Source organism: Desulfuromonadaceae bacterium (assembly GCA_019429445.1).
Taxonomy (GTDB): Bacteria; Desulfobacterota; Desulfuromonadia; order Desulfuromonadales; family JAHYIW01; genus JAHYIW01.
Window position 1 is genome coordinate 12,104 of sequence record JAHYIW010000027.1, and the last position, 26,880, is coordinate 38,983.

Sequence of the window (26,880 nt, forward strand, 5' to 3'; positions counted from 1 at the left end):
GAGCTGAGAGTAATGGAGATAGACCATGGCAGAAGAATTGAATGTAACCTTGCGTGAAGCAACCGGTAAAGGCGTTGCCCGCACCCTGCGTCGCCAGGAACTGATCCCCGGCGTCGTCTACGGCAAAGGGATCGCTCCTTGCGCGATTACCATCGACCCGAAACCGCTGAAAAAAATAATTTCCGGTGAAGCTGGCTGGAATACGCTGATCACCCTCGCTGGCGACGGCCCGTTTTCGGGTAAAGTTGTGGTTCTCAAGGATGCCCAGATTCACGCCATTCGTCGCAACTTGACTCATGCCGATTTTCTGGTGATCGATCTGTCGCAAAAAGGCAGTTTCATGGTACCAGTTCAGCCGATTGGCAAGTCCGAAGGTGAGAAGGTCGGGGGTAGCCTCCAGGTGATCCGTCATGAGCTTGAAGTGCTTTGTCTGCCGACCGATGTGCCGACTTCGATCGATATCGACGTGACAGCGTTGAATATCGGCGACGTTCTGCACATTGCCGATGTCGCTGTTCCCGCAGGCCTCGAATTCCCTCACGATGTCAATTTCACGGTCATTACCGTGGTTGGTCATAAAGAAGAGGCGGTTGACGGCGAAGAGGAAGAAGTCGCCGAAGAGACCGAAGAATAGGGTTGAATTCCGTGACGTTGGTTGCCGGGCTGGGTAACCCCGGCCCGCAATATGCTGCAACCCGGCATAATGTCGGGTTCATGGTAGCGGAACGCCTGGCCGCGCGGGCCGGAGTGTCGCTGCAACAGAAAAAATTTCAGGGTTATTTTGGTCGCGGCCGTCTGGACGGTGAAGACCTTGCTATCCTGCTGCCGCAGACATTCATGAATTGCAGCGGTGCGAGCGTCGGCCCGGCCTGCAAATTTCTGAATCTTGATGCTGCGCACTTGATTGTGGTTCACGATGATATCGACCTCCCTTTTGGTGCACTCCGCATCAAGGTTGGCGGGGGACACGCCGGACATAATGGTCTGCGCGATATTGTCAAGGTGCTCAGTGGCGATTTTTGCCGGATCAGGATCGGCGTTGACCGACCGCAACATGGCAATGTTGCCGACTATGTTCTCAAGCCGTTCGCTGGCGAGGAACGACAAAAACTCGAAACAGTACTTAATGACGCGGTCGCGGCGCTGAAAGTTCTCCTTACTCAGGGGGCGCAGCAAGCCATGAATGAGTTTAACGGCCGCAATATTTTAAACGAATAATTATCAGGGGAAAGAGAGGATCAGGGAAATGGAAGTTCAATATTTCGCACCGATTCTGGGTGTGATCGGATTTGTTATTGCCATTATTCTGTACGGCATGGTCAAGGCGCAACCGGTCGGTAATGCGCGGATGCGTGAAATTGGCGATGCCATTGCTGACGGCGCCATGGCTTTTCTCAGTCGCGAGTATAAAGTCTTGGCGATTTTTATCGCCATCGTTTTTGCGCTGATCACCATCGGCATGAATTATCAGACGGCTCTGGCGTTTCTCGGTGGTGCGCTGTGTTCGATGACCTGCGGTTACATCGGGATGAAAGCCGCAACTCACGCCAACGTGCGGACGACGGAAGCCGCTCGCCAATTCGGGCAGGCCAAGGCGCTGGAAGTTTCTTTTAACGGTGGCGCGGTTATGGGGCTGGCGGTTGCTTCGCTCGGTCTGGTCGGCGTTGGTGTGGCCTTTATTATTTTCGGTGACCTGGCGTCTGCCGGCTATATCAACGGTTTTGCTATGGGCGCGTCTTCGATTGCCCTCTTCGCGCGTGTCGGTGGCGGAATCTACACCAAAGCAGCGGACGTCGGTGCCGACCTGGTCGGTAAAGTCGAAGCCGGAATCCCTGAAGATGATCCGCGTAACCCCGGCGTTATCGCTGACAATGTCGGCGACTGTGTCGGCGACACGGCCGGGATGGGTGCGGATATCTTTGAATCGTATGTTGGTTCGATTATCGCTACGATCGCGATTGCGGTCGCTGCCAGTCCGGCGCTGCTGAACAAGTTGGGCGCGAACGGTGTGGCCCTCGAAACAGTGCGTGCCAACGCGATGCTCCTGCCGCTGTCGATGGCGATGATCGGTCTGATCTTTTCGCTGATCGGTATCGGTTCGATGAAGTTGCTCAAGGGGATCAACCCGGCCAAGGCTCTGCACGCCACGACTTTTGTCGCAGCGTTCGGTTTTCTGGTGGCGGCATACTTTGTCATTCAGTATCTTGGTATTGCGGCCGGTGTTTTTTGGGCGATCCTTGCCGGCACCCTGGCGGGTATCGCGATCGGTCAGGTGACTGAATATTATACCGCTCACGCTCCGGTGCTGCGTATCGCCGAGGCCAGCAAGACCGGTCCGGCAACCAACATCATTCATGGTCTGGCCGTCGGGCTCGAAAGTACCGCTGTGCCGATTCTGATTATCTGTGTATCGATCTTTGTCGCCAATTATTGTGCCGGTCTCTATGGTATCGGTATTGCTGCGGTCGGCATGCTGGCGACGGTCGGCGTGACCATGACCGTCGATGCTTACGGTCCCATTGCCGACAACGCTGGCGGCATCTCGGAGATGGCGGGCCTTGGCAAAGATGTTCGTGAAATCACCGACGGGCTTGACGCCATTGGCAACACCACGGCGGCCATCGGTAAAGGGTTTGCAATCGGTTCCGCCGCACTGACGGCGTTGGCCCTCTTCTCCGCCTATGCGACCACCGCCAAGATTGAAGCGATCAATCTGATCGATCCGATGGTGGTTATCGGTTTGCTGCTGGGTGGGGCTCTGCCGTTCTTTATCGGTGCCCTGACCATGACCAGTGTCGGTCGGGCCGCCGGGAAGATGGTCGACGAAATTCGTCGTCAGTTCCGCGAAATTCCGGGGCTGCTTGAAGGCCGCGACGGGGTCAAGCCTGATTCACAAAAGTGTATCGATATCTCCGCCAAAGCGGCCCTGAAAGAGATGGTTCTCCCTGGGGTGGTGGCGGTGGTTGCGCCGGTTGTGATCGGCTTTGTACTCGGCAAGTATGCTCTTGGCGGGATGCTTGCCGGTGCGACCGTGACTGGTGTCATGCTGGCGCTGATGATGTCGAACGGAGGCGGTGCCTGGGATAACGCCAAGAAGTACATTGAACAGGGCAAGGTTGAAGGTGAAAAAAAAGGTGGCGCTGCCCACGCTGCGGCTGTTATTGGTGATACCGTTGGCGACCCGTTCAAAGACACCTCGGGTCCGTCAATGAACATCCTCATCAAGTTGATGAGTGTGGTCGCGCTGGTTATTGCCCCACTGCTGTAAATAATTTGTTACATTTTGTCTGATCACGATAGCCGGGGCATTGCCCCGGCTATCGATATTTTAAAGGACTGCCAACTATGGGATTCAAGTGCGGCATTGTCGGTTTGCCGAATGTCGGTAAGTCGACGATTTTTAATGCCATCACCTCCGCCGGTGCGGAATCGGCCAATTATCCGTTCTGTACCATTGAACCGAATATTGGCATCGTCAGTGTCCCCGATCGGCGGCTCGATGCTCTGGCGGCGATTGTTAATCCCCAGCGGGTCCTGCCGACAACTATTGAGTTTGTCGATATTGCCGGGCTGGTCAAGGGAGCCAGTCAGGGGGAGGGGCTGGGGAATCAGTTTCTCGGTCATATTCGTCAGGTCGATGCCATTGCACATGTGGTGCGCTGTTTCGAAGATGACAATGTGGTGCATGTGGATGGTTCTATCGACCCGCTGCGGGATATCGAAGTGATCCAGACGGAACTGAACCTGGCTGACCTTGATACGGTTGAAAAACGCGTTGCCCGCACTGAAAAACTGGCTAAAAGTGGTGACAAGGCGATGCAGTCACTGCTGGAAGTGTTGCTCAAACTCCGTGAAATGCTCAACGTTGGACGTCCGGCACGCGCTGTGAACTTGACCGATGATGAGTGCAAACTGGTGCGAGATCTTCATCTGATTACCGCCAAGCCGGTACTCTATATTGCCAATGTCGCAGAGGCCGACCTCGCTGACGCCGATCACCCACTGGTGACCAAGGTGCGCGCACATGCTGCGGCCGAGGGTGCCGAAGCGGTGATGATTTGCGGCGGCATTGAAGAAGAAATTGCCGAACTGGAAGGTGCGGAGAAAGACGAATTTTTACGTGAACTCGGTTTAGACACGTCGGGGCTTGAGCGGATGATCCAGGCGGGGTATCGATTGCTCGGCCTGATCACGTACTTTACTGCCGGGGTCAAGGAAGTCCGCGCCTGGACAGTCAAAAACGGCAGCAAGGCTCCGCAGGCCGCCGGGGTGATTCATACCGATTTTGAAAAAGGGTTTATTCGCGCCGAGGTCATCGGTTACGACGATTTCATTGCTTCCAAAGGGGAAAGTGGCGCCAAAGAGAAGGGGCTGATGCGCCTTGAAGGCAAGGAGTATCTGGTTAAGGACGGTGATGTGATGCATTTCCGTTTTAACGTTTAGCCGCGCAACAAAGCTCCGTTAAAAATCGTTGAAAAGAGATCAGTGTTGTGTTAATAATCACAATTCGCTAAAAATGGGTGTCACGGTGACACCCGCTCCTTGCTCCGGAACGGCCGGGGCTACTCAACCCGTAAGGAGGAACACTTACATGCGTACGTACGAATCAATTTTTATTATTAACCCGGAGGTCGTCGGTGACGCTTACGTTGCGATGCTCGACAAGTTCAAGGGGGTGCTCGAAGATCAGGGCACCGAAATCCTCAAGATCGAGGAGTGGGGTGTGCGCAAGCTGGCCTACCCGATCAAGAAGGAATCCCGTGGTAATTTTGTCCTCTTGATCTTCGAAGCCGGCCCGAAGGTGGTTGCTGAATATGAGCGTCGGCTGCGGATCGACGAGTCGATCATGAAATTTCAAACCATCCTGCTCGAAGATGGTTATCAGCCGCCGCCGGTCAGTGAGCAGCCGGTCACTGAAGCTGCTCAGGAAGCAGCGGACGACGAAACGGATGAGGATACTGAAGAAGAAACCGAAACTGCAGAATAATTACGCCAAAAAGGATTAATCATATGAGACCACAAGGAAGCAAGCCCAGTACTCCCCGCCGTCGTTTTGGAGGCCGTCGTAAAGGTTGCCGTTTTTGCGGCGATAAAACCCTGAAACTCGATTACAAAGAAGTCAGAACGTTGCGCATCTTTATCTCCGAGCGGGGCAAGATTGTGCCGCGGCGGATTTCCGGCACGTGTGCGATCCATCAGCGCAAGCTGACGCTGGCAATTAAACGTGCGCGGAACATTGCACTGTTGCCATTTACAACCAGTCACGCGGTTGGTTAAAAAAAGACGAAAGCCGCGTTGTAGTGAATAATCGATCCCTGCTTTATAGTGGTGCAGCGGTCAGCGTGAGTTTGTTGCTCCAGTCTCTGGGTGGTCTGCTCGGTCTGTTCGGTATGGCGTTTACCCTTTTTTCACCTCTGCCGACGGCTTTTATTGTGCTTACCTGCGGCATTGGCTACGGTGCGATCGTTGTCACCTTGACCACGGTCGGTTTGTTGTTCTTGAGCGGGGAGGGGGTGAGCGTTGCCGGTGTTTATCTGCTGCAATACGGGATCGGGGGTCTGGTGCTTGGTGCTTTACTGCGCACCCGGTGGCACTGGGATCGGGCGATCATTGGAACATTGCTGGTGAACATCAGCTGTGCCGCTCTGGTTCTGGGGGTCGTATCGTTCAATCTGCAAAGCGGCCCGCTGGAACTGATCGACACCTTTGTGCAACGGGAAATCATCACGGTCAGCGCGGTCTACGAAACAACCGATCTGACGCCGCAACAGCAACGCGATGTTGCGGCGGTGCTTGACAGCGTTCGGAATGTTTTGCAGCGGATCTTTCCCGGCCTGACAATTGCCGTTTCCGGGGCTGTCCTGTTGTTGACTGTTTGTGGTTTAACCTTGGTTGGCGGCGGTCGCTACACGATCACCGGGCCAGCGTTTGAGCAGTGGAAAGCGCCAGAACCGGCAATCTGGGTATTGATTTTCTCCGGTTTCATGAGTTTTTTTCTGACCGGTGCGGCACAAAGTGTGGCACTCAATCTCCTGACCGTGATCCTGCCCATTTACTTTGTTCAGGGGGTGGCCATTGTCAGATGTTTTTTCCGGAGACGTAACGTCCCCGGGTTTATTCAGGGGATCAGTTATGTACTGATTCTGTTTCTGAATCCGCTGCCGCTGATTGTCACCGGTTTCGGTGTTTTCGATCTGTGGGCGGATTTTCGTAAACCGCGCAACAAAAAGCCTGGCGAATAGCTACTGGAGGATATTATGGAAATCATTCTGACTGAAAATGTTGAGTACCTGGGAACGATTGGCGATGTCGTCAAGGTCAAGCCGGGGTACGCACGCAATTATCTGTTGCCCAAGGGGTTGGCTCTGCAAGCGAGTCAACGGAACGTCAAGGAACTCGATCACCGCAAACGCCAGCTGGAGCGCAAACTGCAAAAAATAACGCAGGCCGCTGAAGTGCTCAAGCAACGTATCGAAAAATCACCAATCACCCTTACTCACCGCGCCGGTGAGGGGGGCAAGCTGTTTGGCTCGGTGACGACGATGGAAATCGAGGCGAAACTTGCCGAAGCCGGGATTGAAGTCGACCGCAAAAAAATTCAGTTGCCCGAACCGATCAAGAATCTTGGCGACCACGATGTCGCCGTCAAGCTTGATGCCGGAGTGACGGCAACGGTCAAGGTTTCAGTGTTCGCTGCTGCTGAGTAGCCCTTGCTCAAAGGTTCACCGGTGCCGCCGCTTGCGGCGGCTTGAAACAGCCCGCCAGCCGGGAGGTGCGGACGTCCGTTCCTCCCGGTTTCTTTTTGGAGCACGAATGCTATGAACGATTCCAGTCATCGTTTGCCCCCTCAGAACCTCGAAGCGGAAATGTCCGTTCTTGGCGGCATTCTGCTCGAAAATTCAGCACTCAATAAAGCCCTCGAACTGTTACGCCCCGAAGACTTTTATCGTGAAAGCCACCGCAAAATTTTTTCTGCACTGATTAAACTATCCGACAAGAACGAACCTGCCGACCTGGTAACCCTGACTGCCCAACTTCAGCTGGAAAACGATCTGGATAGTGTCGGCGGTGCCAGTTACCTCGGCAACCTGGTCGATTATGTGCCGACCGCCGCCAACATTGTTTACTACGCAAAGCTGGTAAAAGAAAAATCGATTGCCCGCCGGATGATTGAGGTTGCCACCGAAATTGCCGGGCGCGGTTACGAAGGAGGCGAAGTCGAAGCGGCGCTCGATTGGGCTGAAAAATCGATTTTTGAGATTGCGAATATGAAATCACGTCCTTCATATTTTTCCACCAAGGAAATAATGAAGGACACCTTCAAGATGATCGAAAAGCTCTATGAACGTAAAGAGCACGTCACGGGTGTTCCCACCGGATATGTCGAACTTGACAAAATGACCGCCGGATTGCAGCCGGACGATCTGGTTATCCTCGCTGGCCGTCCATCGATGGGTAAAACGGCTTTTGCCCTGAACCTGATTGAACATGCCGCGGTTCACGCCACAGAAAAGGCGCCGACAATCATCTTCTCGCTGGAAATGGGGAAGGAGCAACTGGTACAGCGGATGCTCTGCTCTATTTCCCGGGTTGATGCTTCACGGCTGCGCACCGGCCATCTCGGTGAATCAGATTGGCCCAAACTGACCAATGGCGCCGGGCTGCTCTCCGAAGCACCAATATATATTGACGACACCCCCGGGATTACAGTTTTGGAACTACGTGCCAAGGCGCGGCGGCTCAAGGCGGACAAGAATCTCGGTTTGATCGTTGTCGATTATCTGCAACTGATGCAGGGGCATAATGCAGAAAGTCGCCAGCAGGAGATTTCGGAAATTTCGCGTTCGCTCAAGGGGCTGGCGAAAGAGCTGCATGTTCCGGTGGTCGCGCTGTCGCAGCTGAATCGGTCACTCGAAAGCCGCTCCGACAAGCGCCCGATGATGGCGGACCTGCGTGAATCGGGGGCGATTGAGCAGGATGCCGACGTCATCATGTTTGTTTACCGCGAAGCGGTTTATTGCGAGGATTGCCGGAGTAAAGAGCGTGAGTGTACTAAAAACCACGAACATGACGCTGAAATAATTATCGGCAAACAGAGAAACGGTCCGATCGGTACCGTTCACCTGACTTTTCAGGATCGCTTCACGCGGTTTGAAAATCAATCGCGGCGCGAAGATCTTTAAGCTGTTTGGTTTTTGTTTTTTCGTGGGTCGCTGCCCAGTTTTTTGCACCTTACGCGATTGTCATCATCGGCAGAATAGGTTAGGAGTCTGTCCGACAATGAGATCCCGGCTGCAAACCCAGCTGTTTGGCCCATATTTCAGCTCATTTTTACTTCATAGCTACGGCTATGAGGCTGTAAACGAGCTAAAGTCTGGTCTCAAGCTTCTGGCCTTTCGCTTCGGCCTCTATTGTCGGACAGCTTCCTGGGGTCTGAACATGAATGTGATTTTATATGCTCTGGAGCGTGGCTGACGCATGACCGAAAATCAACTCTGGCACCTTGCTGGTCTGGTTCTGCTTTTTGTTTTTTCCGCTTTCTTTTCCGGTTCGGAAACCGCCCTGATGGCGATAGATCGTCTGCGGGTCAAATATCTGGTTGAAAAAAAAACTCCCGGTGCGGTGCAGCTCGAAACGATGTTGCTCCGTCCTGATCGGTTGCTTGGCGCGATTCTGATCGGCAATAATCTGGTCAATGTCGCGGCATCCGTTTTTGCTGCAAGTTTGCTTGTTGACCTGTTCGGTGAGCGGGGTGAGGTGCTGACGGTTGCCGTGTTGACTCCTCTGCTGGTGCTATTCGCTGAAATCTGTCCCAAAACCTACGCTGCCCGGCAAGCGGAGAAGATGTCGTTTCTGGTGTTGCGCCCGATTGCTGCTGTCATGTGGATATTGTCTCCAGTGGTTGCGCTGACCACCCGCCTGGGGGCTCTGCTGACGGGGGGGGGCGCGCGTGCCAACGCGCATGAACCGTTCATGTCGCATGACGAAATTCGCACCATGATCGCGGTAGGTGGAGAAAGTGGCGTGGTCGCTGAAGAACAGCATCGGATGCTGCACGGGATTTTCGAGCTTTCCCAGATGCAGGTTCGCGACGTGATGATTCCCCGGACAGAAGTTGTCGGGATCGACCTCTCTTCATCATTTGCGGAAATTCTGGAGTTGGCACGTGCCTCGCGGCACTCACGCTTTCCGGTTTTTGCAGGCAATCTTGACAACGTGGTTGGGATCATCCACTCGAAGGAGGTTCTTCGCTACGTCGATCGACCAGCCGATTTTGATTTGCAGAAAGTAATCCGCGCACCCTATTTCGTGCCGGAATCAAAACGGATTGAACCGCTCTTGCAATCGTTTCGGCGGCGGCGGGTACATCTCGCCGTGGTTGTCGATGAATATGGTGGCGTTGAAGGGATCGTCACCCTCGAAGATGTCATTGAAGAAATCGTCGGTGAGATCCAGGACGAATATGATGCCGATGAAGTGGAGGTACGTGACCTCGGTGAGGGGTGCTACCTGATCGATGGCAGCGCGCCACTGCGTTCCCTGAATCGTCAGTTTGGCCTGGAGTTTTCCGAAGAGCATGCCACGACGATCGCCGGTCTGTTGCTCCAGACCCTGGGGCGCATCCCTGAAGAAGGCGACCGCTGTTACGTTGGAAGTATTGAATTGGTGGTTTTGAAGCTGGTTGACCGCCGTATTGAAGAGATTGAGATGCATTTGCCGTCGCCGCTCTCCTCGTCTGGCTGACCGCCTCATCGTTCACTCCCCCTCTGCTTTTCCCTTGCCCGATGAAAAACAGGAAATTTCCTTGACAGGCCCCTTTTGCCTCCCTATAGTGGTGAAAAGTGTCAAAATGTGTATAATAGTGTCAAATGTTTGGCAAGGGACGGCGGATGAACTTCAGCGGAGAATTCAATAATTCGATCGACCCCAAGGGGCGGGTGAGTATCCCGGCGAAGTTCCGCGACGTATTGAAGGATGTCTATGGAGACGAACAGTTGGTCGTTGCCAAGAATTCCGAAGGGGGGCTGACCGCCTACCCGGCGTCCCAATGGCACAAAGATGTCGAAAACTTAAGGAACAATGTCTCCGGTGGCGCGGCACGGGCAACTTTGCGACTGGTTGTTGCCTCTGCGGTTGAATGCACATTTGACAAACAGGGGCGGATCCAGATCCCGCCCTCGTTGCGTTCCTATGCGGCACTTGAAAAAGAAATTGTCATCCTCGGGGTGTTTGACAAAATTGAAATCTACAGCCACATCCAGCACTCGGTGGTCATGAACTCCGCACGGCAAGTATTGCGTGAAAACCCGGATTTTCTTGACGAGCATGGTTTTTAGCCGAGATGAGTGCGACATTCAGACACGTCGCAGTTTTGCAGCAAGAGGTTATTAACTGGCTCCAGCCCCGTCCCGGAGGGATTTATCTTGACGCGACACTGGGGGGAGGCGGACATGCCCGGTTGATTCTGGAGCAGAGTTCCCCTGATGGACGCCTGCTTGGACTTGATCGGGATCCGGCGGCATTAGCTGCTGCCGCTGCCGAACTTGAGCCCTTTGGCGAGCGCGTGACGACGGTGCATGGTAATTTCGCTCAGGTGCAGGAGCTGGCAGCACAACATGGTTTTGATCAGTTTGACGGCATTTTGCTCGATTTGGGGGTATCTTCGCATCAACTCGACACCGTGGCCAGAGGGTTCTCGTTTCAGGGTGATGCACCGCTTGATATGCGCATGGACACGAGCGGAGGAAGAACCGCAGCAGATCTTGTCGCTGAACTGTCAGCGCAGGAATTGACCAGAATCTTTTTCGAATACGGTGAAGAGCGCTGGGCGCGAAGGATTTCACGACGCATTGTCGAAACCCGAACGGAACATCCCCTGAACACGACCCGAGCATTAGCGGCACTGGTCGCCGAGGTTGTTCCAAAAAGTGCCGACACAATGCGTATCAATCCGGCAACGCGCGTTTTCCAGGCGCTGCGCATCGAGGTGAACGGCGAGCTTGACGCACTGCGGGAGGGGCTCGCGGCAGTTGTTCCGTTGTTGCATTCAGGCGGGCGTTTGGCGGTCATCAGTTTCCATTCTCTCGAAGATCGGATCGTGAAACACTTTATGCGTAATCAGGCGCTTAGCTGCGAGTGTCCACCGCGGTTGCCGGTGTGTTCATGCACTCGCCAGGCAACGCTGAAAATACTGACCCGCAAAGGGGTCAGAGCCGCAGCCGTGGAGGTTGCGAATAATCCTCGTTCACGGAGCGCGATGCTGCGCGTGGCGGCAAAAATTTGATCGAATAGTGATGGCGTCGCAAAAAGTCCGCCCTACGGCGTTACGCTGATTTTTCAGGACCTCGACCTCCCTGATGCAGGCCTTCGCCCCTGAAAAACCACCAAGCCTTGGAGGACGAAATTTTTGCTTAGCGACTCACGCCCCGTGGGGCGAATTTTCATAGAGTAACTTCAATTTTCTAAAGAATGTGATTTCAGATAGTTACCTTGAAGTTACTCAGAAGCCACTTAATTCTTTTTTGCGAGTGCAACAATAGTGACCTGTCAAGGAGTGCATTGCGATGGCTGATATTCTTATTCCGAAAATAAATGGTTTTGAACTGAAGCGGCCAGCCCTTGCCCCGCTCCTCGTTTTTGCGCTCATCCTGCTGACCCTGTCCCTGTTTTTTGTCTGGTCGCGACTGCATGTTACAAATCTTGAATATGCCATCTCCAGTCTTGAAAGTGAACTGCGCGGGCTGGAGAAGGAACAGAGCCGTTTGCGCCTTGAAACGGCCAGTCTGAGAAGCCCGGAACGCATCGAACGTTTGGCGCGAATGGAATTTAATCTGTTGATACCGGTGGCGGAGCAGGTCGTAACTGTGGAGTAAAATGGACCAGGAAAAGCGCGAGAAATGGATCAGGGTACGAATTCGCGGCATTGGCTGGGTTTTTGCGCTTTTCTTTGTGTTGGTTCTGGTCCAGGCATTCCAACTGCAGATTGTCCAGGGGGAAGAACTTCGGGCACGATCTGAAAAACAATATCAAAAAACCATTCCACTGACCCCGCAGCGGGGAACGATTTATGATCGTAATGGAGAAGCGCTGGCAGTCAGCCTTGAAATGGATTCGATTTACGCCGACCCGGATCAGGCAGCAGGTGAGGCGAGCACCAACTTACTGCATAAACTGGCCGAACTGCTTGATCTTCCACGCAAGACCCTTGCCGCTCGTCTGAACGAAAAACGTGATTTTGTCTGGTTGAAGCGTCAGGTCGTTCCCGATGTTGCTGCGCGGGTCAAAGAGCTGTCTTTGCCTGGAGTCAGGACGATCCAGGAGCACGGGCGCTACTATCCAAATGCTTCGCTCGGTGGGCAGGTGATCGGCTTTACCGGTCTTGACCCACGGGGGCTGGAGGGGCTGGAGCTTAAATATGACACGTTGTTGCTCGGTCGCGGCGGTTATCTGGTGACCGAGCGTGATGCCCTGGGGCGTGGCCTGAGCAACGATCCGCTGGTTAAGCCGGGACGTGGCGGACACGACCTGTTTTTGACGCTCGACAAAAATATTCAGTACATTGTTGAAAAGGAGTTAAAAGGAGGCGTTGAGGCGGCGCGCGCAAAAAGCGGGACGGCGGTGGTTGTCGAACCGAAGACCGGTCAGATTTTGGCAATGGCGACCTGGCCAACCTACAACCCGAATGCTTTCCGCCAATATCATCCTTCCGCATGGCGCAATCGTGCGATCTGCGACAACTTTGAGCCCGGTTCGACGGTCAAAACTTTTCTGATTGCAGCAGCGCTCGATGAAGGGGTCATTCAACCCGAAGATGAGATCTATTGTGAGAAAGGCTCCTATCGCGTTTCCGGGAAGTTGATACAGGATCACCATTCCCACGAAAAGCTGAATCCTGCCGACATTCTAAAGTACAGTTCAAATATCGGTGCGGCAAAAATCGGTAAAATGCTCGAACGTGAGTCTTATTATCGCTATCTGCGGCGGTTCGGTTTTGGCGAAAAAACCGGTATTGATCTCCCTGGGGAGGTTGATGGCTTGTTGCGCCCTGCAAAAGACTGGTTCGAGATGGATCTGGCTGCAATTTCTTTCGGTCAGGGGATCAGTGTCACCCCGCTGCAATTGACGATGGCGATCGCTGCTATCGTCAACGACGGGCGGCTGATGGTCCCCTATCTGGTTGATCGCTCTGTCTCTGCAGATGGTGAGTTCGTTGATCGGCATTATCCCCATTATGTCCGGCAGGTGGTTTCGACCGCCAATGCGCGATTGGTGCGCGACATGCTGGAGCGCACCACCGGGCGCGGCGGCACGGCTACGCTCGCGGCGGTTCCTGGTTACCGGGTGGGGGGGAAAACCGGGACAGCACAAAAGGTTGATCCGGTTGTCGGTGGCTATTCAGCCGATAAGCGGATCGGCTCGTTTGTCGGTTTTATTCCGGCGGATAACCCGCAACTGGTCATTACGGTGCTGATTGATGAACCGCAAGACACCACCTACGGGGGGCTGGTCGCGGCTCCGGTTTTTGCCGGCATTGCCGGACAGGCGATGAATTATCTCAAAATTCCACCGACCGAACCGGTTGCCCGGCGCTCATTCGAATCGCTGGCTGAAACAGTTCCGGGTGAACCACCGGTGAACAAGAATATCCTGATGAACGCGACGGCTGGCGCGAGCGGGATGCAGCGCATGCCGGATTTCGCTGGCCTGAGCTATCGCCAGGTATTGCGCAAGATGAAACAGGCGAATATCAATGTCAAATTTGTCGGCAGCGGGCGGGTGGTGGCGCAGCAACCGCAGCCCGGCGAGTTGATTACCTATCAGGACCGGGTTCAGGTGACGTTGTCCGCTCCTGACAGCCTGGTGTTTTAACGTTGAGAGCAGCGATGCAACTGACAGACTTGATATCAACACTCAATCCGCTGAAAGTTTACGGCGCACCTGCCGCAACGGTGACCGGGATTTGCTATGACTCGCGTCGTGTTGTGGCAGGGGATGCTTTCTTTGCTCTGCCGGGGGCCCATACTGACGGGCGTCATTTTATCGCCGAGGCGATTGCGCGCGGCGCCGCAGTGATTGTCGCGGAAGCGGAGATCGATCTCCCCGGTTCCGTGACCGGGATTGTCGTTGAGAATGCCCGTCTGGCGATGGCTCATGCCGCCGCCGCGAGATTTAATCATCCGACCAGGGATGTTCCGGTCATTGGTGTCACCGGAACCAACGGAAAAACAACCGTCACCTACCTGCTCGAATCAATATTGCGTAGTGCCGGGTACCGGCCCGCCGTGCTCGGTACAGTGAACTACCGTTTTGAGCAGGAACAGCGACCGGCCCCGCACACAACCCCGGAAGCGGTCGATCTGCTCGGCACCTTCAACGATTTTCGGACACAGGGGGCTGACGCGCTGATTATCGAGGTTTCGTCACATGCCTTGACGCAACATCGGGTTTCCGGGGTTGAGTTCACGGTTGGCGTATTCACCAATCTGACCCCGGAACATCTTGATTACCACCAGGATATGGAACATTACTTCGCCGCGAAGCGGATTCTTTTCAGTGCGTTATTAGCGCAATCGGGTGGGCGATCGGTGGTCAATGGTGAAGATCCGTTTGGAGCGCGTCTGGCGAGAGAAATCGGGGCGTTTATAACGTGCGGAGCGGGCGGAAATGTTCGTTTGCATGACGCCGAAATTTCTCTCGATGGAATCCGTGGCACACTGCGCACCCCGACCGGGGAGGCCCCGCTGAGCAGTCGCTTATTGGGTGACTTCAATCGCAGCAATATCGAATGTGCCGCTGGAGCAGCGGTTGCACTGGGGATTGCTGCCGAAACGATTGCGACCGGGATTCGCGCCGCGCGGCAGGTGCCGGGACGCCTGGAGCGGATCGAAAATACTCTTGGTGCCGAAATTCTCGTCGACTATGCCCATACCGGTGACGCCCTGGAGCAGGTATTAAAGACGCTGCGCAAGCTGCAACCACGCCGACTGTTGGCGGTTTTCGGTTGTGGTGGTGACCGGGACAAGATGAAACGACCGGTGATGGGGGAATGTGTTGCGCGCTACGCCGATCTGGCAATCCTGACCTCGGACAACCCGCGCAGCGAAGATCCTGAGGCGATTCTGCACGATGTCCGTCGTGGTGTCGAACGGGTACACGATCATCAGTTGACGGTCGATGAAGCACGTTCCGGACGCCATCAGGGGTATCTGTCTTTTGTTGATCGGCGCGCAGCAATTGAGTTCGCCGTTTCACTCCTGAAGCCTGGAGATCTGCTGCTGATCGCGGGGAAGGGGCATGAGGATTATCAACTGATCGGTGGCGAACGCCGCCATTTTGATGATCGCGAGGAAGCACGCGCCGCATTGGCGCAGCGGGAGATGAAAAGATGCAGTTGAATCTCGCCCAGATTGCCCGCTGGCTCGGGGTTGATGTGCCTCCTCACCGCGCTGTTGTGCCGATCAGCGGCATCAGTACCGACAGCCGCACGATACGACCGGGCGAACTCTTTGTGCCGTTGCGCGGTGCGCGCTTCGACGGGCATCATTACCTGCCGCTGGCGGTGGCCAACGGAGCGGCTGCCTGCCTCTCGGCGGAGCCGTTCAAGGCGGATATTCCGGTGATCGTGGTTGCTGACACCCTGGTTGCGCTGGGCGATATCGCTTCGGGCTGGCGGCATTTTTTCAAATTGCCGGTGGTTGCCATTACCGGATCGTGCGGCAAAACCACGACCAAGGAAATGCTGGCCGAGATTTTAACGGGAACCGGTCCGGGGCTGAAAACGGCCGGTAATTATAACAATCTGATTGGTCTCCCCCTGACCCTGTTGCGACTGACGGCCAGGGACCAGTGGGCCGTCGTCGAGTTAGGGATGAATCGACGGGGGGAAATTTCACGGTTGACCGACATTGCAGCTCCTGATTTCGGTGTCATTACCAATATCGGCCCCGGACATCTTGAAGGGCTGGGCGATCTTGAGGGGGTGGCGCGTGCCAAAGGCGAACTGTTTGTGCGTCTTTTGCCGGGGAGCGTGGCGGTGGTCAATGCCGATGACGAACGCATTGTCAGTTTACCGGTGGCCAATGGCGTTGAAAAAATATCATTCGGGCTCACGGCGTCCGCCACAGTCCGGGCAACGGAACTCGTCGCGGATGAAACGGGGTATCGTTTTCTGCTCCAGATGGGGGGCAGGCAATGGCCGGTCACCCTGCAAGTTGCCGGGCGGCACAACGTCCACAACGCCCTGGCCGCTGCCGCGGTGGCTGATCAGCTGCATGTTTCCGTGGAGCAGATTGTCGCTGGACTGGAACGGTTTCGTCCCGCTGCCGGGCGCATGGCGTGGACAGTGTGTGCCCCCGGTTGGTCATTGCTTGAAGATTATTACAATGCCAACCCGTTGTCGATGAGCGCCGCATTGTCAACGCTGGCAGAAGCTGGTGGACGACGCATAGCCGTTCTTGGCGATATGCTCGAATTGGGGAGTGAATCAAGTTTTATGCATCACGAAATTGGTGCATACGCCGCTGCATGCGTCGATCAATTAATTGTCCTTGGGGCTTTTGCCGAAGATATCGTCGGCGGGGCGATGTCCGCTGGATTGGATGCATCAAAAATCATCTGTGTGACCGATCACCGTGAGGCGTTTGAGCAATTGTGCCCATTGCTTCGGCGTGGTGATCGGGTGCTGATCAAAGGTTCCCGCGGGATGCAGATGGAAAAGATTGCCGAACTGTTGCGTGGCTATACGCCGGTGGAAGGAGCCTGACGCATGCTCTATCATCTACTTTACCCGTTACACGAACAGTTTTCGGTACTGTATGTTTTTCGTTACATTACGTTTCGGGCCATCTACGCGACGATTACCGCTCTGTCGATCTCCTTTATCCTCGGCCCCTGGTTGATCCGTAAACTGGCGGAGATGCAGATTGGTCAAAATATTCGTCGCGTGGGTCCCGAATCGCATTTCAAAAAGGAAGGCACCCCGACCATGGGCGGGACGCTGATCCTCTTTGCCATTGTGTTGCCGACGTTGCTGTGGGCCGATCTGACCAATATCTATGTCTGGTTAACCTTGCTGGTGATCGTCGGTTTTGGCGCGGTGGGGTTTGTAGACGATTATCTCAAGGTCAAGAAGAAGAACAGCGACGGCATGTCGGCGCGGAGCAAAATTTTCTGGTTGCTGGTGATTGCTGCCGGGGCTGGGACGATCCTTTACCTGTATCCGCCGTTTCAAACAACGCTGGTGTTTCCGTTTCTTAAGGGTGTCCGTCCCGATCTGGGGGTCTGGTATATTCCTTTTGCCGTACTGGTCATCGTCGGTGCTGGCAATGCGGTCAACCTGACTGACGGGCTTGACGGATTGGCGATCGGACCGGTGATTATTGCCGCCGGAACCTATCTGCTCTTCGCCTATCTGGCGGGGAATGCCAACCTCTCGACCTATTTGCAGATCAGCAGTGTTCAGGGAGCGGGCGAACTGGCGGTTCTGTGTGGCGCCATGATCGGCGCGGGGCTCGGTTTTTTGTGGTTTAACAGCTATCCGGCGCAAGTTTTTATGGGTGATGTTGGCAGTTTGGCTCTGGGCGGCGGGCTGGGAATCATCGCGGTCATCACCAAACAGGAAATGGTGCTGGTGATCGTCGGTGGAATTTTTGTTGTCGAAGCGTTATCGGTGATTGTTCAGGTCGCCAGCTTCCGCTTGCTGGGAACACGCATTTTTCGTATGGCACCGATCCACCATCACTTTGAACTCAAGGGCTGGGCGGAACCGAAGATTATTGTTCGATTCTGGATCATCAGCATTATTCTGGCGTTGATCGGTCTGTCGACGCTCAAACTGCGTTAACGGGACACGCATGGGAGTGAACTATCAAAATCAGCAGGTGGTCGTGGTTGGCGCAGGTAAAACCGGTCTTGCGCTGAGCGACTATTTTTTGCGTCAGGGAGCACAGGTGATTCTGTCTGATCGTCGGCCGTGCGAACAAATCGACGCCGCCAAGGAACTGATCGCTAACGGAGTGATTCTCGATTGCGGCGGACATGACAGGGAGCTCTTTTGTCATGCTGATCTGGTTGTCGTCAGTCCCGGAGTTCCCCTTGATCTGCCCGCGATCGTCGCCGCCAAAGAGGCGGGGGTGAGGGTGGTTGGTGAAGTTGAAATTGCCTACCGCGAAATTTCTGCGGAACTGCTGATCGGAATAACCGGCACCAATGGAAAATCGACCACGACCTCATTGCTGGGGGCAATTTTTGCCGACTGCGGGAAACAGACCTTCACCGGGGGGAACCTCGGCACCCCGCTGATTACGGCAATGAGTGACAGGTGGGATGTCCTGACGGTTGAGTTGTCGTCATTTCAGTTAGAAGCGATAGAAACGTTTCGCCCGCACTACGCGCTGCTGTTGAACTTGAGCGAAGATCACCTCGACCGCTATCCCGCTTTTGCCGCTTATGTTTCGGCAAAAGCGCGACTGTTTGAAAATCTGCACGCTGACGATGTCGTTATCTATAACGCAGATGATTCCGCAGTGGTCGCCCTGCTTGCCGAAGTCAGGGCATCAAAGTGTCCTTTTTCCGGCAGCGGTGTCCCTGCGGCGGAGATATGCATAGGTCGTGATCAAGAGATGATCGTCTGGCGCAACGGTTCGCATGAAGAACATTTTCCGCTGCGCGAACTCAGGTTGCGCGGGGCGCACAATGTTGAGAATGTGATGGCAGCGATGCTGCCGCCACTGCTGGAAGGCTGTCCACCGCAACAGGTCTGGGCGACGGTGCGGGAATTTGGCGGCCTGGCGCATCGCATGGAGTATGTTCGTGAGCTGGACGGTGTGTGCTGGTATAACGATTCAAAGGGGACGAACGTCGGTAGTGTCGTCAAAAGCCTTGCCGGGCTGGAGTATCCGGTGACGTTGATCGCCGGTGGAAAAGATAAAGGGGGCGATTACGGACCACTGCTTGCGCCGTTGCGTGATGGCGTTGCCCATCTGATTCTGATCGGCGCGGCGACCCGGCGCATGACGGCGGAGCTGGGCGCGGTGACACATACGATTGCTGCGGCGGACCTTGACGAAGCGGTACGCCTGGCCCGCGTATTGACCCCGGTCGGCGGTACAGTGCTGCTGTCCCCCGGCTGTTCGAGTTTCGATATGTTCAGTGGTTATGAAGAACGCGGTGAACGTTTCAAGGCGGCAGTCAATGCTCTTGACGAGCAAACGGCGGGGGTGTGATGGAACTGCACAACCGTTACGATACGACAATCTTGTTGCTGGCGGTGGCGTTGACTTGTTTTGGTATCGTGATGGTTTTTTCCGCATCGTCCATTATGGCACAACGGCATTACGGGGACGGTTTTTTCTTTCTCAAGCGGCAAGGGGTTTTTGCGGTGATCGGCTTCATGGCCATGGCCATCGGTATGCATATTAATCTGGACCTGGTTCGCAAACTGTCCGTGCCGTTATTGCTTTTTTGTTTGCTGCTGCTGATCGCGGTGGTGATCCCGGGGGTCGGCAAGAATATCGGCGGCGCAACGCGCTGGCTGCGGATCGGCGGAATAAATATCCAGCCCGCCGAACTGACCAAGATTGCACTGGTGATCTACATGGCGCACTCTCTGGCGAAGAAACAGGATAAGGTCAAAACTCTGGCGCTGGGCTTCATTCCCTATATGGTCGTGTTGTCATTCATTTTATTACTGCTCCTTTTGCAGCCCGACCTCGGCAGCGCCCTGACTCTCGGTGCGGTGGCGATGATCATGCTGCTGGCGGCCGGAACGCGTTTGACCTACCTTTTTTCGGCGGCCATTTTAACGTTACCGTTCTTCTATTTCATGATAATGAACGTCGATTATCGTCGTCGCCGGATCCTCGCGTTCCTTAATCCCTGGGATGATCCGACCGGCAGTGGTTTTCAGATTATCCAAAGCTGGATTGCCTTCGGCAGTGGCGGACTGGTTGGCAAGGGGCTTGGTGAAGGGAAGCAAAAACTCTTCTACTTGCCCGAAGCGCACACCGATTTTATCTTTTCGGTGGTCGGCGAAGAGCTTGGCTTTATCGGTGTTGGCGTGGTGATGACCCTCTTCATGGTTTTCGTTTATCGCGGCATCCATACGGCAGTCTGCGTTGACAACGATTTTTTACGTTTTCTGGCTTTTGGTCTGACGCTGCTCATCGGTCTTGCCGCATTTGTCAATATTGCCGTGGTGATGGGCATGGTTCCGACCAAAGGCATGGCCCTCCCATTTATTTCTTATGGGGGGACAAGTCTGGTCACGAGCCTGTTTGCGGTCGGATTGCTGTTGAACATTTCCCGCCAGCTGCCGGGAGAAGCGCGATGAAATTGCTTCTGGCCGGTGGTGGCACCGGCGGTCATTTGTTCCCCGCAGTGGCGTTGGCGGAACGATTGATGGAAGTCGACAGTGAGTCACAGGTTCTCTTTGTCGGTACCGAGCGGGGGCTGGAAGCACGTATTTTGCCGCAACTTGGCTGGCGGTTGAAAACCATTGATATTCGTGGGCTGATGGGGCAAGGCTGGAAACGCAAAGTGATGTTAGTGCCGCTGCTGATGCGCAGCATAATGCAATCGATCCGTATCCTGACTGAATTCAAGCCGGATATCATCGTTGGTGTCGGTGGCTATGCCTCGGCTCCGGTGTTGCTGGCGGCGACGCTGACCGGGCGCCACTATCTGATTCATGAACAGAATGCAACGCCGGGATTGACCAATCGTCTGCTCGGGCGCTGGGCGGTGCGTGTTTGCGTTTCGCACCAAAGCACTGAATCCGCCTTTGCACGCCAGCGGACCGTGGTCACCGGCAATCCGTTGCGGCGCGGTTTCAGTGATTGCCCGCAACTGCCTGACGGGCCACCGTTGCTGCTCGTTTTCGGCGGCAGTCAGGGGGCACGGGCGATCAATGATGCGCTTATTGCGGCCCTGCCGACGCTGACGACGGAACAACCGCAGCTGAAGATCATTCATCAGACCGGTGAGGATGATTGCTGCCGGGTGCGGGCGGCGTACCAGGTAAACGGTCGGAACGGTGACGAGGTTACCCCGTTTATTACCGATATGGCCCGCGCCTACGCTGCCGCCACGCTGATCGTGTGCCGTGCCGGGGCGACCACCATTGCCGAATTGACGGCCGCCGGTCGTCCGGCGATCATGATCCCGTTTCCGGCGGCGGCGGCAGATCACCAGACCGTCAACGCTGCGATGCTGGCACAAAAAGGGGCGGGGCTGCTGTTGTCACAACGCAAACTGACCGGCGCAACATTGAGTAAGCTGGTTGACGATCTGCTCCATGATCGTCGTCGGCTTGAGACGATGGCGGCTGCCGCGCGCAGCCTTGGTCGCCCCGCTGCAACCGACGCGCTGTTGCGTGAATGTCAGTCGCTGGTCGAAGGATAGAAACGATGTACGGAAAAATTCGCCAGATTCATTTTGTCGGCATCGGCGGGATCGGCATGAGCGGGATAGCCGAGGTGCTGCTCAATCTCGGCTATCGGGTCAGTGGTTCAGATTTGCGTGAAAGTGAATTGACGGCGCGTCTGGTGAGTCTCGGTGCGCAGATTGTCTATGGCCATCGAACTGAAAACATCGCTGGCGCGGACGTGGTCGTGACCTCGACGGCGGTGCGTGCCGAAAACCCCGAAGTTGTCGCGGCGCACCGGGCGCTGATCCCGGTAATTCCGCGGGCGGAAATGCTTGCCGAGCTGATGCGGATGAAATATGGCATTGCCATTGCCGGAACGCACGGCAAAACCACGACGACAAGCATGGTGGCGACGGTGTTGTGTCACGGCAATATCGATCCGACCGCGGTGATCGGCGGACGACTCGATGCCTTTGGTTCGAACGCCAAGCTCGGTCAGGGCAAGTTCATGGTCGTTGAGGCGGATGAATCGGATGGCTCCTTCCTGAAGCTGTCGCCAACGATTGCGATTGTGACTAATATTGATGCAGATCACCTTGACTACTACCGTGACCTCGATCAGATCAAGGAGGCTTTTGTTCATTTCATCAATAAAATCCCGTTCTTCGGCCTCGCGGTGTTATGTCTGGACGACATCAATATTCAGGATCTGATCCCGCAGGTAAAAAAACGGTTTGTCACTTATGGTCTGACCAGTCAGGCCGATTTTCAAGCGAAAGATATTGTTTATGCCGCCGACCGGACGTCATTCAAGGTGCATTACCAGGGGGACGCGTTGGGCCAGATCGAGATTGCCATGCCGGGACGCCACAATGTTCTCAACGCGTTGGCGACCGTGGCGGTGGCGATGGAGCTTGATCTGCCGTTTGCAACGATCGCGGCAGGGTTCAAGGATTTTTGTGGAGTAAACCGTCGCTTCCAGATTAAACGCAACGATGCCGAATTAATGGTGGTTGATGACTACGGCCATCACCCGGTAGAAATTCGTGCCACACTGGCGGCGGCGCGCGGGGGGTGGAAACGGCGTCTGGTGGCGGTTTTTCAGCCGCACCGCTACAGTCGTACCGAGGCTCTGTTTGACGATTTCACGACCGCATTCTATCAGGCCGATCATGTGGTGGTGACCGATATCTACGCTGCGGGGGAGGATCCTGTGCCGGGGGTATCGGGACAGCACCTGGCGACCGGGATTGCCGACCACGGGCACAAAAGTGTCGTCCATGTCGCGACCCTGGAAGCCGCCGTCGAGCACCTGCGTGGGGTACTGCAACCGGGAGACATGGTGATTACACTGGGTGCCGGAGACGTCTGGCAAGTCGGTGCGGCTTTGCTGACGTGACAAAGACGCTCATGTCAGCCACGTTGACAACGCAACTGCGCAACGCCGTTGACGGGACGATCGAAACAGATGTCGCGCTGTCGCAATACACCACCTGGAAGGTAGGCGGGCGAGCTGACTGGTTGATCACCCCCTGCACTATTGCCGGGCTGGAAAAGGTGCTGACGTTGTTGCGTGCGACGGCTGTTCCCTGGCTGGTTGTCGGTGGTGGCAGTAACCTGCTGGTTAAAGATGGTGGTTTTCGTGGTGCGGTCATTGCGATGCACCGACTGCGCGCGATCGATATTCGGTCTGACGGACAGGTGCAGGTTGAAGCGGGAGCGACATTGGCACAGGTGATCACAAAGGGGATCAAGGCGGGGTGGGGTGGGCTGGAAAGTCTGGCCGGGATCCCTGGGACAATTGGTGGCGCGACAGTTATGAACGCCGGAGCTGACGGCGTGGAACTGGGCAGCGTGATTCGTGAGGTGCAGCTGCACAACGGTGAAGATCGACAGCACTGGAGTCATGACCAGTGTGGTTTTTCGTACCGCAGCAGCGCGTTTCAAAGGGACAGTGTGGTGACAGCCGTTACTTTGGCACTCACGGCCGGAGATTCGGCGCAACTTGAAACCCGTTACAGGGAACGGTTGGCAGCCCGTCGCGAAACGCATCCTTACGGTTTGCCCAATGCCGGATCGGTGTTTAAAAATCCCCCCGGCAAAGTCGCCTGGCGGATGATCGATGCGGTCGGATTGCGTGGTGCCCGGCGGGGTGATGCGCAGATATCGCCTTGTCATACAAACTTTATTGTCAATCTAGGGGCCGCCCGTGCAGCAGATATTCTCGCCCTGATTGATTTTACGCGTCAGCGCGTCGCTGCAGAATTCGATGTTGAGCTTGAAACGGAAGTGAAAATTGTCGGGGAAGATGGATGACGATTGAGGAATTGAAAACCAAACGGATTGCCGTGCTGATGGGCGGTACCTCTGCGGAACGCGCCGTGTCGCTGCGCACCGGGCAGGCAGCGCTTGACGTTTTGCTAAAGCAGGGATATCAGGCGCAAGCGATTGATGCAGGGTTCGACCTTGACCAGCAACTGCGGGCGGAGGGGATTGAGGTAGCGTTTATTGCCCTGCACGGACGCTTCGGCGAGGACGGCACGGTTCAGGGGTTGCTGGAGATGATGCGGATCCCTTACACCGGGAGTGGCATTCTCGCATCAAGTCTGGCTATTGATAAGGTCGCAACCAAAAAAATGCTGATTTTCCACGGGGTGCCTACCCCGCACTTTCGGGTTGTGCAGGAGCACGACGCGTGGCGTGACAATCCGGGAGACGGGGATCGTTTCCCGCTGGTGGTCAAACCGGCGCTTGAGGGCTCGACGCTTGGCATCAGTCTGGTGCGCAATCGTGATGAACTGATTGCGGGGCTCGAAGAGGCATTCAACTTTGCAGCGGTAGCGTTGATCGAAGAGTATATCGACGGCATGGAAATCACGGTCAGTGTGGTGAATGGCACGGTGTTGCCGATCATCCAGATCGCCCCGCAGGGCGGATTTTATGACTATCATGCCAAATATACTGCCGGACAGACTGAATATATTCTACCCGCACCACTGAGTGAGGAATTGACTGCGCGGATCAAGGAGCACACCGCGACGGTCTACACGGCACTGGGATGTGCAGGGGCGGCACGGGTCGATTATATGGTGCGCGGGGAAGAATATTTTTGTCTGGAAGTGAATACTATTCCGGGGATGACGGCGACCAGTTTGCTGCCGAAAGCCGCAGCACATGCCGGGATGTCATTTAACGCGCTGGTTGAACAAATCCTTTGCGGCGCGGCGCTTAAAGTTACGCAACGCAACCGTGATCAAAGGGGCTGACGGGGAGCGGAATGTCTGACCTGAAACACACAAAACCGCCAAAAATAAAGGCCAACCGGCGTCAGCGGCAAAAGCGTGACGGAATTGCCTGGCGCAAGTTGTTTCATGTTGCCCTGCGTTACACGGTGCTGGTCAGCATCGGTGGCATGCTGCTGGTCGGGGGTATCGTGGCCGTCGAGATGGTTGCGACAGCCCAATGTTTCCGCGTGCAGGATGTTCTGGTGAGTAACAATCAGCGGATTGATGAGGAGACGATCATCGCCTGTTCAGGGATGACCGAGGAACAGAGCATCTTTGCCATCGATCTGGCCGCGGTGGGCGCAAAAATCGAAGAACATCCGTGGATTGCGGTTGCCGAAGTTACGCGACACTTCCCCCACGCAGTAAAGATCAACGTCAGGGAAAGGCAACCACTGGCAATTATCAATCTCGGTTACCTCTATTATGTTGATGCCGGCGGGGAGGTCTTCAAGGTGCTGGATCAGGATGACGTCCTTGATTATCCGGTAATCACCGGAATTGATCGCGATTTTCTGCTGAATAATCCGCATGAGGCAGAGCAGATGATTGCCAGTGCGATTCGCCTGGTTCGGGCGCTTGTACAGCGCGATGTATTTACGCTTGACGATGTGTCGGAATTTCGTGTCAGCGGCGAGCGTGGCGTTGAACTTTACACCCTCGTCGGGGGGGTTCCGGTCAAAATGGGACACGATGGTTATGATGAAAAGCTTGACCGTCTGGAACGGGTTTTTGATCGACTCCGTACACGACTGACAGGATTAAGATCAATCGACCTGAATGTGGCTGACCGGGTTATCGTCAAGGTTGCGAAAAGCTCGGGTCAAGTCAACAGTTAGCCTGCGAGGAAGGGGCAAGATATGAGTACAAAAAGAGAAAGTTTGATTGTCGGTCTCGACATCGGCACGACCAAGATTTGCGCAATCGTCGGGAGTCTGACAGATGAAGGGCTCGATATTGTCGGGATCGGCACCAGCCCGTCAAAGGGGCTGCGCAAAGGGGTGGTGATCAATATCGAGAGCACCGTCGAGGCGATTCAAAAAGCCTTGCAGGAAGCCGAACTGATGGCCGGATGTGAGATCAAGTCGGTCTTCGCCGGAATCGCCGGGGGACATATCAAGGGGATCAACTCGCAGGGGGTGATCGCGATCAAGAACCGAGAGGTGAGCAAGGAAGATATCACCCGCGTGATCGATGCCGCCAAGGCCATTGCGATCCCGATGGACCGCGAGGTGCTGCATATTCTGCCGCAGGAATTCATTATTGACGACCAGGACGGGATCAAGGAGCCGCTCGGCATGAGCGGGGTGCGGCTGGAGGCGAAGGTTCATATCGTTACCGGTGCCGTTGCCAGTGCCCAGAACATCGTCAAAAGCTGTCAGCGGGCGCGGGTCGAAGTGGCCGATATCGTTCTGGAGCAACTGGCCTCGGCCGAAGCGGTGCTGTCGGCAGACGAAAAAGAGCTCGGGGTGGCGGTGGTCGATATCGGTGGCGGAACCTCCGATATTGCGATCTATATTGATGGCGCAATCAAACATACCGCGGTGTTGTCCCTTGGCGGAAACCACCTGACCAATGACATTGCAGTCGGCCTGCGGACCCCCAGTGCAGAGGCGGAGAAAATCAAGCGTGAATCAGGATGCTGCCTGATTTCCATGGTCGGCAAGGATGAAACGATTGAAGTGCAGTCGGTCGGCGGGCGTGAACCGCGTATTCTGTCGCGCCAGCTGCTGGCGGAAATCCTGGAACCGCGTGTCGAGGAGATTTTCTCGCTGGTGAATCGCGAGATCATCAAGAGCGGATATGAAGATCTGATCGCTTCAGGTGTGGTGCTGACCGGGGGCTGTTCAATTTTACCGGGGATGCCGGAACTGGCCGAGCAGATTTTTAATCTGCCGGTTCGACGCGGGCTGCCGCGTGAAATCGGCGGGTTGGTCGATGTGGTCAACTCCCCGGCCTTTGCTACCGGGGTGGGGCTGGTGAAGTATGGCAGCCGCAATTTACAACTGCGCAATTTTAACATCGGCAATGAACAGCTGTTCGACAGAATTTCACGACGGATGAAAGAGTGGTTCGGCGAATTTTTTTAGATTTAACTCACGAATTGATGCACTCGCAAAAAAGAATGAGATGGCTAAGCAAAAATTTCGTCCTCCAAGGCTTGGTGGTTTTTCAGGGGCGAAGGCCTACATCAGGTAGGTCGAGGTCCTGAAAAATCAGCGTAACGACGTA

The 26,880-nt window shown here is 55.2% G+C and carries 25 protein-coding genes; all 25 read left to right on the forward strand.

From position 1 onward, the window contains the following. Positions 1-25: 25 nt before the first annotated feature. The 25 genes from K0A93_11140 (at position 26) to ftsA (ending at position 26,738) form a co-directional block, all read left to right on the forward strand. Positions 26-634 carry a 50S ribosomal protein L25 gene (locus tag K0A93_11140; protein ID MBW6512643.1) on the forward strand — a complete coding sequence of 203 codons (609 nt, stop codon included), beginning with the start codon at positions 26-28 and terminating at the stop codon, positions 632-634. Positions 635-645: 11 nt separating this feature from the next. Then, entirely contained in the window at positions 646-1,218 is a 573-nt protein-coding gene (pth, locus tag K0A93_11145) for an aminoacyl-tRNA hydrolase (GenBank protein ID MBW6512644.1), read from the forward strand. 28 nt (positions 1,219-1,246) lie between these two features. Then, positions 1,247-3,268 (forward strand): sodium-translocating pyrophosphatase, encoded by a 2,022-nt coding sequence (locus tag K0A93_11150; GenBank protein ID MBW6512645.1) that lies wholly within the window; start codon positions 1,247-1,249, stop codon positions 3,266-3,268. Between the two features lie 77 nt (positions 3,269-3,345). Then, positions 3,346-4,443, forward strand: a complete 1,098-nt coding sequence (gene ychF, locus K0A93_11155) for a redox-regulated ATPase YchF (protein MBW6512646.1) — start codon at positions 3,346-3,348, stop codon at positions 4,441-4,443. A gap of 148 nt (positions 4,444-4,591) precedes the next feature. Beyond that, complete coding sequence (gene rpsF, locus K0A93_11160) at positions 4,592-4,987, forward strand: 30S ribosomal protein S6 (GenBank protein ID MBW6512647.1); 396 nt, start codon at positions 4,592-4,594, stop codon at positions 4,985-4,987. 23 nt (positions 4,988-5,010) lie between these two features. Beyond that, entirely contained in the window at positions 5,011-5,277 is a 267-nt protein-coding gene (gene rpsR / locus K0A93_11165; GenBank protein ID MBW6512648.1) for a 30S ribosomal protein S18, read from the forward strand. 23 nt (positions 5,278-5,300) lie between these two features. Next, on the forward strand, positions 5,301-6,242 hold the full coding sequence (locus K0A93_11170) for a YybS family protein (GenBank protein ID MBW6512649.1): 942 nt from the start codon (positions 5,301-5,303) through the stop codon (positions 6,240-6,242). 15 nt (positions 6,243-6,257) lie between these two features. Further along, a complete protein-coding gene (gene rplI / locus K0A93_11175; GenBank protein ID MBW6512650.1) occupies positions 6,258-6,707 on the forward strand; it encodes a 50S ribosomal protein L9 in 450 nt (149 codons plus the stop codon). A 111-nt stretch (positions 6,708-6,818) separates the two neighbouring features. Beyond that, positions 6,819-8,183, forward strand: a complete 1,365-nt coding sequence (gene dnaB, locus K0A93_11180) for a replicative DNA helicase (protein MBW6512651.1) — start codon at positions 6,819-6,821, stop codon at positions 8,181-8,183. Between the two features lie 295 nt (positions 8,184-8,478). Beyond that, entirely contained in the window at positions 8,479-9,744 is a 1,266-nt protein-coding gene (locus K0A93_11185; GenBank protein MBW6512652.1) for a DUF21 domain-containing protein, read from the forward strand. Positions 9,745-9,890: 146 nt separating this feature from the next. Continuing rightward, entirely contained in the window at positions 9,891-10,337 is a 447-nt protein-coding gene (gene mraZ, locus K0A93_11190; protein MBW6512653.1) for a division/cell wall cluster transcriptional repressor MraZ, read from the forward strand. 5 nt (positions 10,338-10,342) lie between these two features. Next, positions 10,343-11,284 carry a 16S rRNA (cytosine(1402)-N(4))-methyltransferase RsmH gene (gene rsmH / locus K0A93_11195; protein ID MBW6512654.1) on the forward strand — a complete coding sequence of 314 codons (942 nt, stop codon included), beginning with the start codon at positions 10,343-10,345 and terminating at the stop codon, positions 11,282-11,284. 280 nt (positions 11,285-11,564) lie between these two features. Further along, positions 11,565-11,873: a cell division protein FtsL gene (gene ftsL, locus K0A93_11200; GenBank protein MBW6512655.1), complete on the forward strand. Its 309-nt coding sequence runs from the start codon at positions 11,565-11,567 to the stop codon at positions 11,871-11,873. 1 nt (position 11,874) lies between these two features. Then, positions 11,875-13,869 carry a transpeptidase family protein gene (locus tag K0A93_11205; GenBank protein ID MBW6512656.1) on the forward strand — a complete coding sequence of 665 codons (1,995 nt, stop codon included), beginning with the start codon at positions 11,875-11,877 and terminating at the stop codon, positions 13,867-13,869. Positions 13,870-13,883: 14 nt separating this feature from the next. Then, positions 13,884-15,395, forward strand: a complete 1,512-nt coding sequence (locus tag K0A93_11210; protein MBW6512657.1) for a UDP-N-acetylmuramoyl-L-alanyl-D-glutamate--2,6-diaminopimelate ligase — start codon at positions 13,884-13,886, stop codon at positions 15,393-15,395. Next, complete coding sequence (locus K0A93_11215; GenBank protein ID MBW6512658.1) at positions 15,386-16,762, forward strand: UDP-N-acetylmuramoyl-tripeptide--D-alanyl-D-alanine ligase; 1,377 nt, start codon at positions 15,386-15,388, stop codon at positions 16,760-16,762. Before K0A93_11210 ends, K0A93_11215 begins: the two co-directional genes overlap by 10 nt. A 3-nt stretch (positions 16,763-16,765) precedes the next feature. Continuing rightward, positions 16,766-17,842: a phospho-N-acetylmuramoyl-pentapeptide-transferase gene (mraY, locus tag K0A93_11220; protein MBW6512659.1), complete on the forward strand. Its 1,077-nt coding sequence runs from the start codon at positions 16,766-16,768 to the stop codon at positions 17,840-17,842. A gap of 10 nt (positions 17,843-17,852) precedes the next feature. Next, positions 17,853-19,223, forward strand: a complete 1,371-nt coding sequence (gene murD / locus K0A93_11225; GenBank protein ID MBW6512660.1) for a UDP-N-acetylmuramoyl-L-alanine--D-glutamate ligase — start codon at positions 17,853-17,855, stop codon at positions 19,221-19,223. Further along, complete coding sequence (ftsW, locus tag K0A93_11230) at positions 19,223-20,329, forward strand: putative lipid II flippase FtsW (GenBank protein ID MBW6512661.1); 1,107 nt, start codon at positions 19,223-19,225, stop codon at positions 20,327-20,329. The genes murD and ftsW overlap by 1 nt, the downstream gene beginning before the upstream one ends. Continuing rightward, the gene (gene murG / locus K0A93_11235; protein ID MBW6512662.1) at positions 20,326-21,399 is read left to right on the forward strand and encodes an undecaprenyldiphospho-muramoylpentapeptide beta-N-acetylglucosaminyltransferase; all 1,074 of its coding nucleotides are present in this window, start codon (positions 20,326-20,328) and stop codon (positions 21,397-21,399) included. Before ftsW ends, murG begins: the two co-directional genes overlap by 4 nt. A 5-nt stretch (positions 21,400-21,404) precedes the next feature. Further along, on the forward strand, positions 21,405-22,763 hold the full coding sequence (gene murC, locus K0A93_11240; protein MBW6512663.1) for a UDP-N-acetylmuramate--L-alanine ligase: 1,359 nt from the start codon (positions 21,405-21,407) through the stop codon (positions 22,761-22,763). Further along, entirely contained in the window at positions 22,760-23,680 is a 921-nt protein-coding gene (gene murB / locus K0A93_11245; GenBank protein MBW6512664.1) for a UDP-N-acetylmuramate dehydrogenase, read from the forward strand. The genes murC and murB overlap by 4 nt, the downstream gene beginning before the upstream one ends. Further along, positions 23,677-24,630: a D-alanine--D-alanine ligase gene (locus K0A93_11250; protein MBW6512665.1), complete on the forward strand. Its 954-nt coding sequence runs from the start codon at positions 23,677-23,679 to the stop codon at positions 24,628-24,630. The genes murB and K0A93_11250 overlap by 4 nt, the downstream gene beginning before the upstream one ends. An 11-nt stretch (positions 24,631-24,641) precedes the next feature. Further along, positions 24,642-25,487, forward strand: a complete 846-nt coding sequence (locus tag K0A93_11255; GenBank protein MBW6512666.1) for an FtsQ-type POTRA domain-containing protein — start codon at positions 24,642-24,644, stop codon at positions 25,485-25,487. 21 nt (positions 25,488-25,508) lie between these two features. Further along, positions 25,509-26,738: a cell division protein FtsA gene (gene ftsA / locus K0A93_11260; protein MBW6512667.1), complete on the forward strand. Its 1,230-nt coding sequence runs from the start codon at positions 25,509-25,511 to the stop codon at positions 26,736-26,738. Positions 26,739-26,880: the final 142 nt, after the last annotated feature.

What these genes read in the sequence shown, in the direction of transcription:
- K0A93_11140 (MBW6512643.1), top strand. Translation starts at nt 26, where the DNA reads ATGGCAGAAGAATTGAATGTAACCTTGCGTGAAGCAACCGGTAAAGGC.
- K0A93_11150 (MBW6512645.1), top strand. Translation starts at nt 1,247, where the DNA reads ATGGAAGTTCAATATTTCGCACCGATTCTGGGTGTGATCGGATTTGTT.
- ychF (MBW6512646.1), top strand. Translation starts at nt 3,346, where the DNA reads ATGGGATTCAAGTGCGGCATTGTCGGTTTGCCGAATGTCGGTAAGTCG.
- rpsF (MBW6512647.1), top strand. Translation starts at nt 4,592, where the DNA reads ATGCGTACGTACGAATCAATTTTTATTATTAACCCGGAGGTCGTCGGT.
- rpsR (MBW6512648.1), top strand. Translation starts at nt 5,011, where the DNA reads ATGAGACCACAAGGAAGCAAGCCCAGTACTCCCCGCCGTCGTTTTGGA.
- rplI (MBW6512650.1), top strand. Translation starts at nt 6,258, where the DNA reads ATGGAAATCATTCTGACTGAAAATGTTGAGTACCTGGGAACGATTGGC.
- dnaB (MBW6512651.1), top strand. Translation starts at nt 6,819, where the DNA reads ATGAACGATTCCAGTCATCGTTTGCCCCCTCAGAACCTCGAAGCGGAA.
- K0A93_11185 (MBW6512652.1), top strand. Translation starts at nt 8,479, where the DNA reads ATGACCGAAAATCAACTCTGGCACCTTGCTGGTCTGGTTCTGCTTTTT.
- mraZ (MBW6512653.1), top strand. Translation starts at nt 9,891, where the DNA reads ATGAACTTCAGCGGAGAATTCAATAATTCGATCGACCCCAAGGGGCGG.
- rsmH (MBW6512654.1), top strand. Translation starts at nt 10,343, where the DNA reads ATGAGTGCGACATTCAGACACGTCGCAGTTTTGCAGCAAGAGGTTATT.
- ftsL (MBW6512655.1), top strand. Translation starts at nt 11,565, where the DNA reads ATGGCTGATATTCTTATTCCGAAAATAAATGGTTTTGAACTGAAGCGG.
- K0A93_11205 (MBW6512656.1), top strand. Translation starts at nt 11,875, where the DNA reads ATGGACCAGGAAAAGCGCGAGAAATGGATCAGGGTACGAATTCGCGGC.
- K0A93_11210 (MBW6512657.1), top strand. Translation starts at nt 13,884, where the DNA reads ATGCAACTGACAGACTTGATATCAACACTCAATCCGCTGAAAGTTTAC.
- K0A93_11215 (MBW6512658.1), top strand. Translation starts at nt 15,386, where the DNA reads ATGCAGTTGAATCTCGCCCAGATTGCCCGCTGGCTCGGGGTTGATGTG.
- mraY (MBW6512659.1), top strand. Translation starts at nt 16,766, where the DNA reads ATGCTCTATCATCTACTTTACCCGTTACACGAACAGTTTTCGGTACTG.
- murD (MBW6512660.1), top strand. Translation starts at nt 17,853, where the DNA reads ATGGGAGTGAACTATCAAAATCAGCAGGTGGTCGTGGTTGGCGCAGGT.
- ftsW (MBW6512661.1), top strand. Translation starts at nt 19,223, where the DNA reads ATGGAACTGCACAACCGTTACGATACGACAATCTTGTTGCTGGCGGTG.
- murG (MBW6512662.1), top strand. Translation starts at nt 20,326, where the DNA reads ATGAAATTGCTTCTGGCCGGTGGTGGCACCGGCGGTCATTTGTTCCCC.
- murC (MBW6512663.1), top strand. Translation starts at nt 21,405, where the DNA reads ATGTACGGAAAAATTCGCCAGATTCATTTTGTCGGCATCGGCGGGATC.
- K0A93_11250 (MBW6512665.1), top strand. Translation starts at nt 23,677, where the DNA reads ATGACGATTGAGGAATTGAAAACCAAACGGATTGCCGTGCTGATGGGC.
- K0A93_11255 (MBW6512666.1), top strand. Translation starts at nt 24,642, where the DNA reads ATGTCTGACCTGAAACACACAAAACCGCCAAAAATAAAGGCCAACCGG.
- ftsA (MBW6512667.1), top strand. Translation starts at nt 25,509, where the DNA reads ATGAGTACAAAAAGAGAAAGTTTGATTGTCGGTCTCGACATCGGCACG.